The organism is Heliomicrobium sulfidophilum, assembly GCF_057715735.1.
The window spans coordinates 711,559-727,101 of sequence record NZ_JBVTZZ010000004.1 but is presented as its reverse complement, the minus strand read 5'-3'; the positions used below and the strand labels follow the sequence as shown (position 1 = coordinate 727,101).

Sequence of the window (15,543 nt, the reverse complement as noted above, 5' to 3'; positions counted from 1 at the left end):
GATGGTCGCCGTCCGCCGGTTTTCCGGCGGGCGGCAAGCCGTTTGTCGGGCTGATTTTTTTGAAACGACAACATAGGGTAGGGTGCATGTGATGGACTATATGGTCGAGATGGTCGACATAATCAAGCGATTCCCCGGGGTTCTGGCCAACGATCGGGTCAGCTTCGCCGTTCGCAAAGGGGAGATTCACGCCCTGCTTGGAGAGAACGGCGCAGGGAAGAGCACCCTGATGAACGTGCTCACCGGTCTTTACCGCCCAGACGGTGGCGAGATCCGCATCAACGGGCGTCCTGTGGAACTGCAATCCCCCCGGGACGCCGTTGCACAGGGCATCGGCATGGTTCACCAGCATTTTAAACTGGTCAAGCCCTTTACTGTATCGGAAAACATTCTGCTCGGCCTCAAGGGGATCAAGCAGGTTTATGACATTCGCGCCATTAACGCCCAGGTGGAGGCGGCCAGTGAGAAATACGGCCTTCAGGTCGATCCCGCCGCCCAGGTGTGGCAACTCTCCGTCGGTGAGCAGCAGCGGGTGGAGATCCTGAAGATCCTCTTTCGCGGCGCCGACATCATCATCCTCGACGAACCGACAGCCGTCTTGACGCCTCAGGAAGCCGTCGACCTCTATGCGACGCTTCGCCGCATGGCCGATGAGGGCAAGGCGATCATCGTCATCTCTCACAAGCTGAGCGAGGTGTTGGGGAACACGGACCGCATCACTGTCCTGCGGGGCGGCCGTTCCGTCGGGACCGTCAATACGAAGGAGACCGACGAGAAGGAACTGACCTGTATGATGGTCGGCCGGACAGTCATCCTGCGCACCGACAAAGCGCCGGCCAAACGCGGCGACAAGACCCTTGAACTGGTCGATGTGTCCGCCCTCAACGACCGGGGGTTGCTGGCCTTGAAATCACTGTCGCTCGATATCTATGGCGGAGAGATCCTGGGCATCGCCGGTGTGGCCGGTAACGGCCAGCGCGAATTGGCCGAGGTGGTGGCCGGGTTGAGGATCATCGAGACGGGCGTGAAAAAAATAGCCGGTTCCGAGATGACCCAGGCGTCGCCGAAACAGTTGATTGAAGCAGGCGTCAGTTATATCCCGGAAGACCGCCTCGGCACCGGTCTGGCGCCGAACATGAACGCCGTTGAGAACTATCTCTTGAAAGGCGCCGGCGATACATCCCAGGTGATCAACTGGAAAAAAGCGAACGACGCTACGGAATCGATCATCCAGCGCTTCGACGTGAAGATCGCCAGCCTCAAAGACCCTGTCAAGATGCTCTCCGGCGGCAACCTGCAAAAACTGCTCCTGGGGCGCGAGATCTCCAACAGCCCCCGGCTGATCGTGGCCATGTACCCTATGCGCGGCCTTGACGTAGGGGCCATGGAGACGATCCGCAACCTCCTCGTGGCCCAGCGCGACGCCGGCGTCGCCGTCTTGCTCATCTCAGAGGAACTGGAAGAGCTCTTCGCCCTGTCCGATCGCATCGCCGTCCTTCATGGCGGCGAGGTGATGGGCGTTGTTGACCCGCGGGCGGCGACCATCGAGATGGTGGGCATGATGATGGCAGGCGAGCGGATAAACGCCAATATGTATAGCAATCAGGGCAATGTAACCGTCCAGGGTAATGGAAGCAACCAGGGCGACGAGAGCCCGGAAAACGCAGGGGGGAGGTGACGGTCGATGCAACCTGATACTGCAGAAAAACAAGGTGTTGCCGGGCGGCTACGCTTTTCCGACTGGCGCTTTGAAAAACGGGGCAACACCTCTACGACGGTGCTCGTCCTCGTCCCGGTCTTGTCTATCGTCATCGGCCTGCTGTTTTCGGGCCTCTTTATCGCCGCCACCGGCAAGGATCCGATGAAGGTGTATTCTCTGATGTTTGAGGGCGCCTTCGGTTCCTCCTACGGCATCTCAGAGACGATCGTCAAGGCCATTCCGCTCATGCTCTGCAGCCTGGCTGTCTCCGTCGCCTTTCGCATGCAGTTATGGAACATCGGCGCGGAAGGCCAGTTGTACATGGGCGCTTTTGGCGCCAGTTGGGTTGCCCTCACCAACCCCGACTGGCCAGCTTTCATACTGTTGCCCGCCATGGCGATCGTCGGCATGGCGTTGGGCGGTCTCTGGGGCCTCCTGCCGGCTATCCCCCGGGCCTACATGAAGGTCAACGAAACGATCACCACCCTGTTGATGAACTACATCGCCATCCTCTGGGTCGATTACTTCGTCTACGGCCCCTGGAAAGACCCCAACGGCTTCAACTTCCCCATCACAGCGCCCTTTTCACCCAGCGCCATCCTGCCGGCCTTCGGCACGAGCCGCATCCACACGGGCCTGCTTCTGGCGCTAATCACGGCGGGGATTCTCTATTTTGTCCTCCGCCACACCCGCTGGGGCTTTGAGATCCGCGTCAGCGGCGAGAGCCCCTCAGCCGCCCGTTATGCCGGCATGAACCACATCAAAAACATCCTCATGGTCATGTTCATCAGCGGCGCCCTGGCTGGCCTCGCCGGCATGACCGAGGTCTCCGGCATCACCCAGCGGCTCCAGCACGGCATCTCGCCGGGCTACGGCTACTCGGCCATCATCATCGCCTGGCTAGCCCGCCTGCATCCCTGGGCGATCGTCTTCGTCTCCTTTATCTTCGGCGGCCTCCTGGTCGGCGGCTACAGCATTCAGACGAGCGGCTTTCCGGCGGCGACCGTCTCCATGCTGCAGGGCGCCATCCTGTTCTTCGTCGTTGGCGGCGAAATCTTTGTCAACTACCGGCTCAGAACCGGCGGTAAGGAGGGACGGTAATATGGAAACATCGATGTGGGTATCCCTCCTAGCCACCGGTGTCATCGCCGGCACCCCGATCCTCTTTGCCGCCCTCGGCGAGATCCTGACGGAGCGGGCCGGCATCCTCAATCTGGGCGTCGAGGGCATGATGCTTGTCGGCGCTGTCACCGGCTTTCTCGTCACCCACAGCGCCCAGAATGAGTGGGCCGGTCTGGCCATGGCCACCGTCGCTGGCGGCCTGATGGCCCTCATCCACGCCTTTTTATGTATCACATTACGGGCCAATCAGGTCGTCAGCGGTCTCGCCCTGACCATCTTCGGATCCGGTCTCAGCGGTTACCTTGGGAAAAACCTGATCGGCGTCCCCCTGGCCCACACCTTCAAACCAGTGCCCATCCCCGGCCTCAGCGAGATCCCCCTTCTTGGCGAGATCCTCTTCAAGCATGACGTGCTCGTCTATATCAGCTACGCGCTGATTGCCCTCATCTGGTTTTTCCTCTTCCGGACGAAAGCCGGCTTGGAACTGCGGGCTGTCGGTGAAAACCCAGCTGCTGCCGACGCGGCGGGCATCAACGTCTTCGCCACCCGCTACGCCTGTGTCATCGCCGGCGGCATGCTGGCCGGCATCGCCGGCGCTTACCTGTCGCTGGCCTACGCGCCTTCCTGGTTGGAGAACATGACAGCCGGACGGGGCTGGATCGCTGTCGCCCTCGTCATCTTCGGCATGTGGAACCCCATCCGGGCCTTCTTCGGCAGCTTCTTCTTCGGCACCATCGATGTGCTCGGCTTCACCATGCAGACCCTGGGCATCCAGATCCCCTCCTTCTTCCTGAAGATGCTCCCTTATGTTTTCACGATCATCGTCCTCATCGTCGTCACCCGGGAGACGAAGAGGCGCCGCGTCGCCTCGCCGGAGGCCTTGGGTTTGTCTTATAACCGGGAGGAGCGGTAAAAGACCGAAGCGAAATGTAAGGTTATCGTGTCATAAACGATAGCTCCGTTCACCCTTCAGAGAATTGAGGTGAATCGATTGTCCTGCATCGTCATCAAAGACGCATTGATCGTGACCATGAATCGGCAGCGCCAGGTTATCCGAGGAGACCTCTATATCCGCGATGGGGTAATTTCGTCTATCCGCCCCGGAGGCGACCCCGCCCCTGTAGACGCCCCTGACCTTGAAGGCGCTCCCCAATCGCCCTTCGTCGCCGACCGGATCATCGACGCAAAGGGACGCCTCGTCATCCCCGGGATCATTCAGGGCCATATCCACCTCTGCCAGACCCTCTTTCGCGGCCAGGCCGATGACCTGGAACTGCTGGATTGGCTGAAACTGCGCATCTGGCCCTTGGAAGGCGCCCATGACAGGGAATCCCTCTACACGTCGGCCCGGCTGGGGATCGGCGAGATGTTTCGCTGCGGCACCACAGCCATCGTCGACATGGCCACTGTCCACCACACCGAATCAGTTTTTCAGGCCATCGTCGACTCGGGCATCCGCGCCCTGAGCGGCAAATGCATGATGGATTGGGGGCAGGATGTTCCGGTCACCCTGATGGAACAGCGGGAGGAATCGCTCCGGGAGAGCGTCGATCTCCTCGAAAAATGGCATGGGAAGGGCGACGGGCGGCTCCACTACGCCTTTGCGCCCCGCTTCGCCATATCCTGCAGCGAGGAGCTGCTCCTCGAGGTGGGTGATCTGGCCCGGCGCTACGGCGTCATGATCCACACCCATGCCTCGGAAAACCGGGGCGAGATCGCCATCGTCCAGGAAGAGCGCAAGATGCGCAACGTTCTTTATTTTGACCACCTGGGCATGGCCGGCGAGAACCTGATCCTGGCCCATTGCATCTGGCTTGACGAGACAGAACTGGACTTGATCGAACAGCGTCACATCAAGGTGTCCCACTGTCCCTCCTGCAACTTGAAACTCGGCTCTGGCATTGCGCCTATCCCGGCGATGGTCCGCCGGAACATCGCCGTCTCCATTGGGGCTGACGGCGCTCCCTGCAACAACAACCTCGATCCCTTCACTGAGATGCGCACAGCCGCACTGATCCAGAAAGCCCTTCATGGCCCGACAGCCATGCCCGCCTGGCAGGTCTTTGAACTGGCCACCTTAGGCGGAGCCCAGGTGATGGGCATGGCGGACCGCATCGGTTCTCTCGAAGTGGGCAAGCGGGCCGATTTGGCCATGCTCGATCTCAATCGCCTTCACTGCGCCCCCATCGATGGCGCCGATGTGTACGCCCAACTGGTCTACCAGGCGCGGGGGAGCGACGTGGTTTTGACCATCGTCGACGGTCGAATCGTCTATGAGGAAGGGAAATTGACCACGATCGATGAAAAGGACCTGCTCCGAGAAGCGAGTGAAGCCATCACCCGTGTCGTCCGCAGGGCCGGGATCGTCCGATAAAAGCAGTGTAACGCAGTGAGGAAGCGTTCGTTCCGGAGGTAGATGCGGTGCGGTTATCAGAGGCGTTAGGCATCATGAGCCCGACGGTAGTGTCGGTCGTCGGGGCAGGCGGAAAGAGTTCGCTTCTGATGTCTCTCAGCGACCAGTGGGAAGCAGAGCGGATCCCTTATGTGTTGACGACGACCACCCGAATGGCTTATGCGCAGGTGGAGCACCTGGCGCCCATCTTTGAGGAGGAATTTCAGCGTGGGCTCTTGCAGGTGCTCTCTGACCTGGGGCGCTTTGGTCGGGCTGGTTGGTTTCGGGCTTTTTCCGAGGAAAAAGTGAAAGGCGTTCCACCGGAATGGGTGGATCGCCTTTGTGACTATCGATGTTCCTGGCATCTGGCCATCGAAGCGGACGGCGCCGCCGGCCGCCTGCTCAAAGCGCCTGCCGCCCATGAACCTGTTGTTCCCTCCCGGAGCGACCTGACGGTCGGCGTGCTCCACCTCGGCGCCATTGGGAGCCCCATTGACACGACCGTCGTCCATCGCCCAGGCCTTGTCCGACCCATCATCGGAAAGGAGAATGGGGAACCTATCGAACCGGTTGACCTGGCCCGGTTGGCCCTCCATCCGAAGGGGATTTTCCGGGGCGCTGCGGGAAAAAGGACGCTTGTGCTGAACAGCGGCGATGCCGGCGGAGACAAGGAGGACCTGCACAGGCGCTGGACAGAAGCGATCGTTGACCAGGTTTGGAAGGAAGGGGACGGCCGCATTGAACGCGTCATCCGGACAAAAGGATATGGCCGGGAACTGCGGGCGCTGCGAGTCTATCAGCGGCGATAGAGAAGAGGGGTTGCCCTCTTTCTTTTTATGTGCCTCTTCCTCTTCACCGCAAGACGGTGCTTCTGCGAAGGTAGCACCCTCAGGACAATCAACTCTGTCACCAGTCTCGCAGACAGTCCTACTGTCTAAAAAACTATTCTCATCTTTAGGCATCGCCATCCTGGCAGCAGGATTCTCGCGACGCATGGGACAGCCTAAACTCCTGTTGCCCCTGGGAGAAAAACCGCTCTTGGCCCACGCGCTGGACCGGATGAACGACTTGCCTTGGGGCCGCCGGCTCGTTGTCATCGGCGAGCCGAGGCAAGCCCTCGCCGACCTGTCTTTGAGCCGGGGTTACCTAGCCGTTTACAACGAAAGGCGAGAGGAAGGACAGGCGTCGTCGGTCCGGTTGGCAGTCTCCATGTTGTGCCCCTCTCGGGCAGTAAGCCAGGCGACCGAACTTTCCGGCTTTTTCTTTTTGCCGGGCGATCAACCCTTTATGGAACCACTTCTGGTGACGGCGATGGCTGATGCCTTTTTTCAAAAAAAAGATCGGCGCGCCATCGTCGTTCCGCGGCATGAAGGACAGTGGCGCAGCCCGGTTCTCTTCGGCGCCGCCTGGCGACCTGCCTTGTCGACACTGACTGGTGACCGGGGAGGACGGGATCTGATCAGGAAAAATCCGGGATGTGTTGTTTCGGTAGACTGGGCGGACGATCGACCTTTTGCAGATGTCGATACTTGGACCGAATACGAAGCCCTTCAACGGCAAAAGTGAACCTTTTTCTGCGAGGCCCGTCCGGCAAGGAGGGGTCTTTTCTATGTCCTATCTCGGCGGATTCCGAGGCACTAGGCGCCGAGCCAATCCAAGGCCAATTCCGTAAAAAGATTTTCCTGATAGGCGATGAGGCCGGATTTTGCCATAATCGCCGGCAATTCGTGATCCCAGGGCACAGTCAGTTCCGCCAGCCGCCGGCGCTGGTCTTCCGAAAGGGCTACCCTTTTGACAGCCTTTTGATAGGTTGTGCTGTCGAAGCGCCACGGTCGGAAGATGCCGCCTTCGGCAATGCCGGAGGCATGATAGCGGCGCTCCAGTTGCAGCGCGATCTCCAGTCCTTTCAGGTCGAAGTCCCCACTGTAGAACAGCTGGCAGCCTGCATCGACCAGGCTGTCCAGCAGCAATTGGGCGGCCAGTGAGAGTTGGCCGCTGGTGCAGATCAGGGGACCTTGATGCATCGCCCTTGCAGACGGCGAACCAAAGCGGCGATCCAGCAGTCCCGAGAAGACGGCCGGATTTTCAACAATGTAGACCGTCTGCCCCTCTACGACATCCCATAGATGTGGTCCGACGGTGGCTGCTTGCCGCAGGTTCCGGAGCGATAGGTTGAGGGGCTCGCCGACCTCGATGGCGGCCTCCAAGAGGGGGCGCAAGGGGCATTCCGGCCTGACGGACAGGCCAAAAACGGTCACAAAGGAGGAGATATCATCGCCGTCGAGGCCCGCTTTCCGCAGCAGCGCCCGATGGGCTTCAGCCGATTCATAGGATTCGCCGGAAAAATCGGCCTCATCGATGGATTCGTTTGGCTGAAAAACATAAGCCAAGGCGGAACTGAAGAGCCGCCCGAGGGGGGTGTTGCGATCAAAGGCGTGCGGATCGCCGGTGATCTGCGCCGCGAAGATCGGTAAGCGTTGGCGAGGGAGCGAGGACGATGCAGCCGTATCGGAAGCGATCCGGCTGATCGCTTCGGTGACGGCAAGCAAGTGCTGCGCAGCGTCCGAAGGATCGACATCAAAGGCGCTTTTTAAGATTCGGTAGCCGCCGGAGCGCCGGTTGGCAATCCCATCGATCCAGCGCTGACCAGGTGGGGATGCCTGCCCTTTAGCCCGCTCCAACAGCGATTGCCAGGCTTGTCGACTGGCCTGGCGCTGCTGGGGACGAAGCAGCAGGTCTTGCCCATAGAGCCCGTAGAGCACCTCTTCCAACGTCAGTCGCCAGCGGCTTTGGCGCAGGACTTGGTCGATCTCTGACAGGCGAAGGGAGGCGGTGAAAGTGAGGCCCTTTGTTCCATCTGGCCCTGGTTCCGTGCCGATGGTTCCCTGAGGCAAGGCGACTTGCCGGCCGAAAAAAGCGTTGAGTCCCTCCATTTCATCAGCGTTCAGTCTTTCCAGGCGCAGGGATCCGCCGATCCGTCCCAGTGATTCAAAGCGCTTCCGAGCGGCTTCAAACAACGGCGTCAAGCCGGGGTGCTGAAGATAACGGCGGAGGTCCGGCGGCAGCGAGGGATGCCCTCCCATCGGTTACGCTCCTTCTGAAAAGGGCAGAGCGCGATGCCCTTCGTCGACAGCCTTTTCGTTATGAGCGGCCATTTTTTCGTGAGCAGCCATCCCATTGTCGACAGCAATGTCATCATCGAGAGCCATTCCGTCGTCGACAGCGCCGCTTTCGATGTAACGTTTCTGGTGCCCGTTCCAATGATAATGGAACAAGGTCACATAGTTCACGTCTTTCGGCCGGAAGATCTCATAGATCGACAGGTCGGGCACCGTGTCATAGCAACCCCAGAGCACCTGGCTCGTCATCATGTAGTCAAAGTCCATCTGGGTGAGCAGGTCGAACATATCGCGCACGTTTTCGTCATCGACGCCGGCGAAAGCTTCGTCGAGGGAGATGATGTGGGGCGCCTCTGGGCGCGCGTCATTGTAGCGGGAGTAGGTGGCGGCAAAGAGGGGAATGTACATGCTCATCGCTTTTTCACCGCCGCTGAGCACGTTGAAGCGGGAATCGGTCAGTTCCCGGCGCGTACCTTCTCCTTTTTCATAGTAGAGGACGAAGCGGAACCACTTGCGGTAGTCCAGGAGCTGGTTGACCCAGTGGCGGAGGGAGTCCTTTTCTTCCGACTCCTGCTTGGCCCATTCGATGCGCGAACGGAAGTGCTGGACCATGCGGTCAATGTCATCATCATGAAGCTGATCCGGGTTGGTTTTCAACAACTTGACGAGCGCCGTCGTATCTAGTTCCCGTTCACTGCCAGCGGGACGAGGCTCCCACTTCAACTGCAACCGCAAGCCGCTCGACGTGTTGCGCTGGCCCATCAGTTCGTTCACTCGGCGCACCCATTGCTCCGCCCGGTGGATGCGGTTGCGGATGGCCTTGCCGACGGCGCGAATGATGATCTCCTCGTAGAGTTCGCGGTCCTTCTGGCTTAACAGGAGCATCTGTTCTTCCTTGGCCAGGGTCAACTCGTCCAGCAGGTGCTGCGGTGAGATCGGATTTTGGCGGTCGCGCATGAAATAGATGAGGATGCGTCCGGTCGCCGGGTCTTCCTGTGATTCAGGGACGTACTGAAAGAGTGTACGGCGGATATCGTTGAAGATACCGAAGAGATCGTTGGTGATCGACTGGGCTAGACGGGATTCGTAGCGTCCACGCCACTGTTGCAGGAGCAGTTGGGCTGTGACAAGCGCAGCGTCCATATCTGCAAGATCGCCGCTGAGATCGGCGGGATCGCGCCAGGCTGTTTTTCCCCCGTTGGAGCGGCAGAACTCTGCCAGATCGGGAAGTAGGCCGCGCTTCCACTCTAAGAGCCACTGGGACAGCAGGCTCTGGAGCGACTGTTGGGCCAAATTCAACGTATCATGGTGCTGTTCATACTCGGATAAGGTTTTTCCGCGGGACTCTGACCATTTCGGCAGGCTTTTGTGATAATCGCCAATCGCCCGTTCCGCCTCTGCGATCTGCTGGCGCAATTCATCCAAACGCCGCACAATATCGTCAAGGCCCATGTCTTTCAGCCGCCGTTGCAGGCTGTCGATCTCTACGTCAAGACGGCGCAACTCCTGGGCATATTCACCGATTTCCGCTTCTTCCCGATCTGCTTGCCCATTAAATTCCGCTTCATCAGCCTCTGCGTCAATGAATTGCTTTTTGGCGGCTCGATAAGCTTCCCAAGCGGCCTTTAAATGAAACCACAGCCGGCCGTAGCGGTCGAACTTGTCTAGGGCGTCGCGGAGGGAGGGCTCATCCCGCTTGATGGTCAGATCTTTCATACACTCATGCAGGGTCGCCGTCGCTTCTTGATAGGCTTTGACGGCTTTTCGGAACCGCTCGTCCTGGCGGGAGCACTCTTGGTCAGCCGCCTGAAAAAGAAAGTGCTTTTTGATCATCTCGCCGTTGGCGGCCTGCAAGGATTCGCCGGTCGGAAAAGATGCCAATTCTGCAGCCAGGGCCTCAGCTTCCGCCTTGAAGCGATTCAGTGCTTCGTCAATAGCCTCGATGGTGGCATTCGTTTCCGCGATGGCCTCATCGAGCGCGGCGATGCGGGCCTGCCGGGTGCGGCGGCGGCTTTCCTTGCCGATGTATTCGGCCAGCGGCTTCGCTGCAGCGATACCGACACGGGCGCCGAGGCGGTATGCGCCGTCTTCGCTGAGCCAGATGCCGCGCTGATCGCCGACTTCGGTTCCAGTTCCTCGGAGAACTCCGTCGCGGTCGGCGATTCGCACTGTGCGCAGCAGGTCGGCGATGGCGGTGTTGTCAAGGCGGCCTTCTTCCGGTGGCAGCGGGCAGAGGTAGTCGGCCAGGGTGATGCCGAGCAGTTCCGGGTCCGCTTCCAGCCAGGTCTCATCCATCGGAACAGCGTCGGCATCAGCGCTGTTCGCCCAGGCTACTCCTTGGGGGCCGACCCAGGCGTCGAGGAGGCCTGCTTCTTCGAGGGCGCTTTCCAGGCTGGCTCGGGTCCCTTCATCGACAGTGGGGAGGAACTCCACACAAGCGTAAAAAGGCGCCCCGGCAGGATCGATCCCTTGGCGGTGCTGCCGGAAAGCTTGGCGAGCGGGGAGGCGGGATGGCTCCGGTTCTTTCTGGGCAAGCCACTGATCCCGCTCTTCCGTCAGTTCCAGGCGTCGCTGTTCCAGATCCTCTTTTTGCCGGAGCCGTCCGGCCCGGTCATGAGCGAGCTGTTGATTGCGGTCCTGCCAAGCCGCGAGGATGGGTTGGCGGACTTTTTCATAATCCTTTTCGGGAAAACCGGCCAGGTGGTGCAGGGCTTCTCGGAACCGCTCTTCCGGCAAGGGCAGATGATGGAGCGACTTGCGCCAGTGAAAAAGCGCTTCCTGTTGCGCCTCTTTGGCATCCTCCAAGGCTTCCTGGGCGAGGCGCCATTCCTCCTCCGCCCGGTCTTTCCCTTTTTGCGCCTCGCTGAGGGCGCTCTCAGCGTTGCTTTTGCGCTGTTGCAGATCGGCGACGGCACGAGCCTGCTCTGCCGCTTCATCGAGTCGATTTCGGTGGGCGGCCAGATCTTTTTGCCAGAGCGCAAATCCAGCGGCCTCTTCTGGGATGGCCGATTCCCAGGGCTGACTGTGGAAGCCGTGCAGGGTAAAATCGGTTTCACCGGCCAAGCCGTCCATATCGCGCAAGGCGGCCTGCTGTTCAGCGGCGGCCTGTTCCATCGTCTGTTGGGCTTCGTCTTTGCGGTCCATCGCTTTCTGAAGCCGCTGGCACGTTGCATCGAGACGGTTCTCAGCGTCTTTTTTCTTTTGTGCGAGAAACTGGCGATCTCGGCTTTTTGCGTCCAACTGTGCTTGTGTGGCAAAGGCTTCGCTTTGGCTAAGCATCTCCCGCTCGGCCTGGAAGGCGCACAATGCCTGTTGATTGCTCTCGTGACGCTCTTTTTCCGCGGCAAGCTTGTCCTCTAGCGCTCGCAGTTGTCGCTCGCTTTGCTGAACAGCCTTCTCGGCCTCATCGCGGTGTCGCTTTGCCTCTGTCAGCGACTTGGAGAGGCTGTAGAGTGAATACTCGTTATAGCGGCGGTAGCTTTGGTTGAGACGGTTCGTATCCTCCTGGTGGCGTGATAATTCATCGAGGCGATCACTGATTTGGTCCATGTCATCGAGCACTTCAGCGAGGGGGCGCAAGTCCTCTTCATGGAGCGGCGGCAGGGCATTGCCCAGGATTTCGTAAATCGTCGTTGGCTTGAAGTCTTTGGAGAGTTTCGGCGAACGCAGTTGGATGAGCAGGTCGAGCAGCTCGCTGTAGGCGTCCAGATCGTTGAAGCCGAAAAGGTGGCGGTTGACGAGCCCCTTATACTTGCCCTGCTCCGAGACGACCTCTCCGCCTGAGCCGATCCGTTCGGCCAGTGCTTGCCGCGTCAGCGGGATCTTGTGGGGCTTCTTCGGATCGCTGTAATCGAGTTGATAAAGAAGCAGGTCCTTGCCGATGCGGCGATTGTCAGTGATGACAAAGCCCCAGAAGCCAACCTGGGGATTGTTGCGGCGTGCCCGCAAGCCGATGCCGATGGTCAGGTAGCGTTGCTGGACTGGATGAAAAAACTCCAGCCACAGATAGCCCGTCCGGTCAGTGATCGATTCATCGTCGACGAGCAGGTAGTACTCCATCCGGCGGTCTTTCGAACCGAAGGGATCGAGGCGGTGGGGGCGTTTGTCGCCATCCAGGACGAGGGGCAAAAAGCTCTGCATGGTCACGCTCTTGCCGGAACCGTTGGCGCCGCGAAAAATCACCCGTCCGGAAGCCAGTTCGAACTCGGCCTCATCGTCATAAAACCAGAAATTCAGGATCCCGGCGCGGTGCATCTGCCAGCGTGGGGAAGTCAAAGGCATCGTCTCCTTATTCATCGAAGTCGGCCTGGTAATCGCCGATGAATCGGCCGAGAGCAGGACCGATCCAGAGGCGGTGTTCATCGATGATGCCGCCCAGGTTCCATTCTTGTAGATGGGCGAAGAGCTCCTGGGCCAATTCGCGAAGCTTGCCGTCGCGGAATTGAATGCTCCAGAAGCGTCCGTGGCGCTCCCGCAGGTGGTGCAGCAAGGCCTCCGTCTCCTGCCAGGTGAAGACGATGCGGCGCCCCTCGTCTTCGCCAATCGCTTTTCCCTGCGCCCGCCGCCGTCGCACTTCGCCAGCGAAAAGGAGCGCAATGTCGGAGATGGCTTTCGCCGTCGGAAAGAGTTGACACTCTCCAGTCAAATCGGGATGAAACAGGACCAGTCCCTCACGGTAGCGCTGGCCGGTCAAGCCGAGATGATGCTCCAGGGTTTCGAGGATATAGCGCCGTTGGGTGAGCACATACTGGCGTTCATCATCGGAAAAGTCACTGTCATAGACGACCGGTTCTTGCAGGAGTCGGCGGAAGACACGGTGGCGGCGGCGGCGTATGCGCCCGTCATCGGTATCGGCGTAGTCCCCGTCACAGATGGCTTCAATGTTCCTGTAAGTGGACAGATCGCGGGGAAAACGCCGCAGCACGAAGGCGGCGCCCTGGCCGCACTCGTAAAGCACGTTATGTTCGCTGCCGCTGCTGCGGCTCCATTCCGTTTCGTCGCCGTCAACGGCGATGACGATGGACAGATCGCGCAGTTTGCGCAGCGCCCGCGCCATGGAGAGGCGGTGTTCGTAGAGGTTCCAGTCGATATCGATGTCCAATCCCAGCAGGTGGTTGCGGATCTCCTCGATCATGTCGGTCAAGAGAAATTGCTCGACTTCATTTTTCCCTTCCAGATACCAGAGACAGAAGGTGAAGAACATATAATCGCGGCTCCTCGCAAACTCCTCAAAGCCCATCCAGGGTTGCGGCGTCGTGGGGTACTTGTCCAGCTTGGCCACATGCCGGGTGATGATGAGGACAAAATCACAGCAGTCCTGGAAAAAGCCGCGCAGTTCCTCATAATGCTGCTTAATGGCCTGATAGAGATCAGGTTCCGCTTCCTTTGTGATCCAGGGACGGTTGAGCAGGGCCTGGGCGCAGGCGATGCGCTCCTGGTGAAAGTAATCGGCAGAACCTGGAGAAAAGCGCCGCCGAAGCGTGCCTTTCCCCGTGTTTTTCCCGTTAGTCGAAGAGGCAGCCGACGTGTTTTTTTCCGACCTGGGCGATGTTTGATTGATGCTCACCGGGCTTCTCCTTCAAAGTGCAGTGTGTAGTCAGGCATGTCCAACTCGCCGTCGGGACAGCGCAACAGGGCGCGCCTGCCACCGGGGGGGCTTAGGGAAATGCGCACGCCCTCCGGGGTGCGAAAGCTTTTCCCTCGCTGGTTCATGCAGCGGCTGATCCAGTAGAGCAAATGGGTGCGCAAAAAAGGAGAAACCTCCTGCATCTCCGAGATGCGCACCTGACCTTGGGCGACAAACTGTGCCAGCAGATCCTGTTCCGCTTTTCGCTCGGCCAGGTAGACCTGCCGGGCTTCGTTTTTTTGGCGAGAACGGTCAGCGATGGCGTCGGTGCCGCCTTCACGACGGCGCTGGCGAGAGCGGGAACGGAGCGCGTAGGCATTCGGCGCCGCCTGCCACATGGCGATGTCGGCCGACTCGGTGCCTTTATGATCAAAGCCCTGGAAATGGCGAGTCCGGTACAGGCCGAAGGCAGCCGCAGCCAAGCGGTGCGCCTCATCCACATCGTCTTCTAAGGAAGCAAACCACCGGCCAAGGTAAGCCAGTTCGCGCTTGCGGGAAAGACCGCTCAACCGCTTTTCCTGGATGCGCAGGGCGCAACGGACAATCTTGGCGATCGTGTCTTTGCTCGCCTGCTCCAGGTACTGGATGTCACTGTTATCACTGTCGTCCCCGATAAACCAACGAACCAGCGCCTGCCACTCCCGGCTGAGCCCTTCCGCTTCTTCCGCCTCGCTCGGTCGCTCATCGAGCACGGGCAGCGCCTGCAAATCTCGGAGGACCTGTTGGAAAAACCGCTCGATCGTTTCCGGCGAAACCGCCTCCAGCAAGCCCTCGATGCGAAAGGCGTTGCGCTGCAGGTTTTGGACAAAATTACGCAAGTATTCGGTCAGGTTGTTCTTGTAAATCAAGAACGCCTCGGTCGCCATGAGTTCCTCCGCTTTGGCGCTTTGTAAGGAAGCGATGTAATCGGAGGCATTCTCCGTCAGTTTGGTAAAAGCCTCATAAGTCGACTTCCAGAGGGGCAAGGCCTCACCGGGAGAAAAGTCGCCCTGCTCTGCAACGATGCGTCGAAGATTCGAGGAGATGGTGTCCAGGTGGCTCGATTCGAGAGAGCCGCCGTAACCGCGGATCGATTCCAGGCCGGCGACCATGCGCTCGATCTCGACCGAATAGGGGGTCATCTGGTAGCGGTACTTTTTGCGCAGGTACTCCTCAATCGTGCTGGAACGACCGCCGTCATGGCGGGGGGCGAGGTTTTTCCAGTTTGCAAGGGCGTTCAAGTCCTGTTGGCATTGCTCCAGGCTATAGTTGGGGAGCAGTTGAAAACGGCAGACGCCTTCGTAGACCTCTTCCGGCTTGAGCCAGTAGCGAAGCCGCTGGTGCTGTTCATAGAAAAAGCGCATAATCAGTCGGTAGCGCGGCGTATTCGTCGCATTTAGATAGGCCAGTTCAGGGATGGGGCGGAGGAGGTTTTCAGACATAGGGCCTCCTTGTGTCGTATTATTGCATTTTACGCTTTTATTCAGTATTATAGGGCTTTCTGATGCCGATTGCCAGTTTCTCCTATATGGAATTATTGAGAGCGACAGCCCAATCGCTTGAAGGAATTACCTGCTAAACGTCGAAAAAAGTCATAAATATTACT

General features: G+C 59.3%; 10 protein-coding genes. 6 read left to right on the top strand and 4 right to left on the bottom strand.

Annotated features, from left to right (window positions below):
• Positions 1 to 91 precede the first annotated feature (91 nt).
• The 6 genes from AC0CW1_RS05140 to AC0CW1_RS05115 all read left to right on the top strand — a co-directional run bounded on the left by AC0CW1_RS05140 (position 92) and on the right by AC0CW1_RS05115 (position 6,779).
• The gene (locus AC0CW1_RS05140; protein WP_488181975.1) at positions 92 to 1,678 is read left to right on the top strand and encodes an ABC transporter ATP-binding protein; all 1,587 of its coding nucleotides are present in this window, start codon (positions 92 to 94) and stop codon (positions 1,676 to 1,678) included.
• A 6-nt stretch (positions 1,679 to 1,684) separates the two neighbouring features.
• A complete protein-coding gene (locus AC0CW1_RS05135) occupies positions 1,685 to 2,800 on the top strand; it encodes an ABC transporter permease (protein ID WP_488181974.1) in 1,116 nt (371 codons plus the stop codon).
• A 1-nt stretch (position 2,801) separates the two neighbouring features.
• Positions 2,802 to 3,734: an ABC transporter permease gene (locus AC0CW1_RS05130; protein ID WP_488181973.1), complete on the top strand. Its 933-nt coding sequence runs from the start codon at positions 2,802 to 2,804 to the stop codon at positions 3,732 to 3,734.
• A gap of 78 nt (positions 3,735 to 3,812) precedes the next feature.
• Positions 3,813 to 5,195, top strand: a complete 1,383-nt coding sequence (locus AC0CW1_RS05125; protein ID WP_488181972.1) for a 5'-deoxyadenosine deaminase — start codon at positions 3,813 to 3,815, stop codon at positions 5,193 to 5,195.
• A gap of 47 nt (positions 5,196 to 5,242) precedes the next feature.
• Positions 5,243 to 6,022 carry a selenium cofactor biosynthesis protein YqeC gene (gene yqeC / locus AC0CW1_RS05120; RefSeq protein WP_488181971.1) on the top strand — a complete coding sequence of 260 codons (780 nt, stop codon included), beginning with the start codon at positions 5,243 to 5,245 and terminating at the stop codon, positions 6,020 to 6,022.
• Positions 5,979 to 6,779: a nucleotidyltransferase family protein gene (locus AC0CW1_RS05115; RefSeq protein WP_488182122.1), complete on the top strand. Its 801-nt coding sequence runs from the start codon at positions 5,979 to 5,981 to the stop codon at positions 6,777 to 6,779. Before yqeC ends, AC0CW1_RS05115 begins: the two co-directional genes overlap by 44 nt.
• A gap of 71 nt (positions 6,780 to 6,850) precedes the next feature.
• On the opposite strand, the gene AC0CW1_RS05110 is transcribed toward AC0CW1_RS05115, so the two are convergent.
• Genes AC0CW1_RS05110 through AC0CW1_RS05095 form a run of 4 tightly spaced genes read right to left on the bottom strand, consistent with a single transcriptional unit; the run spans position 6,851 to position 15,379 of the window.
• Positions 6,851 to 8,296, bottom strand: a complete 1,446-nt coding sequence (locus tag AC0CW1_RS05110; protein ID WP_488181970.1) for a TIGR02679 family protein — start codon at positions 8,294 to 8,296, stop codon at positions 6,851 to 6,853.
• Between the two features lie 3 nt (positions 8,297 to 8,299).
• Positions 8,300 to 12,694, bottom strand: a complete 4,395-nt coding sequence (locus AC0CW1_RS05105) for a TIGR02680 family protein (RefSeq protein ID WP_488181969.1) — start codon at positions 12,692 to 12,694, stop codon at positions 8,300 to 8,302.
• The gene (locus AC0CW1_RS05100) at positions 12,621 to 13,898 is read right to left on the bottom strand and encodes a TIGR02678 family protein (protein WP_488181968.1); all 1,278 of its coding nucleotides are present in this window, start codon (positions 13,896 to 13,898) and stop codon (positions 12,621 to 12,623) included. Before AC0CW1_RS05100 ends, AC0CW1_RS05105 begins: the two co-directional genes overlap by 74 nt.
• Positions 13,895 to 15,379 carry a TIGR02677 family protein gene (locus AC0CW1_RS05095; protein WP_488181966.1) on the bottom strand — a complete coding sequence of 495 codons (1,485 nt, stop codon included), beginning with the start codon at positions 15,377 to 15,379 and terminating at the stop codon, positions 13,895 to 13,897. The genes AC0CW1_RS05100 and AC0CW1_RS05095 overlap by 4 nt, the downstream gene beginning before the upstream one ends.
• Positions 15,380 to 15,543 lie beyond the last annotated feature (164 nt).

Bases quoted from the DNA above. Each gene is read 5' to 3' on its own strand.
- AC0CW1_RS05140 (WP_488181975.1), top strand. From the start codon at position 92: ATGGACTATATGGTCGAGATGGTCGACATAATCAAGCGATTCCCCGGG.
- AC0CW1_RS05135 (WP_488181974.1), top strand. From the start codon at position 1,685: ATGCAACCTGATACTGCAGAAAAACAAGGTGTTGCCGGGCGGCTACGC.
- AC0CW1_RS05130 (WP_488181973.1), top strand. From the start codon at position 2,802: ATGGAAACATCGATGTGGGTATCCCTCCTAGCCACCGGTGTCATCGCC.
- AC0CW1_RS05115 (WP_488182122.1), top strand. From the start codon at position 5,979: ATGGCCGGGAACTGCGGGCGCTGCGAGTCTATCAGCGGCGATAGAGAA.
- AC0CW1_RS05110 (WP_488181970.1), bottom strand. From the start codon at position 8,296: ATGGGAGGGCATCCCTCGCTGCCGCCGGACCTCCGCCGTTATCTTCAG.
- AC0CW1_RS05105 (WP_488181969.1), bottom strand. From the start codon at position 12,694: ATGAACACCGCCTCTGGATCGGTCCTGCTCTCGGCCGATTCATCGGCG.
- AC0CW1_RS05095 (WP_488181966.1), bottom strand. From the start codon at position 15,379: ATGTCTGAAAACCTCCTCCGCCCCATCCCTGAACTGGCCTATCTAAAT.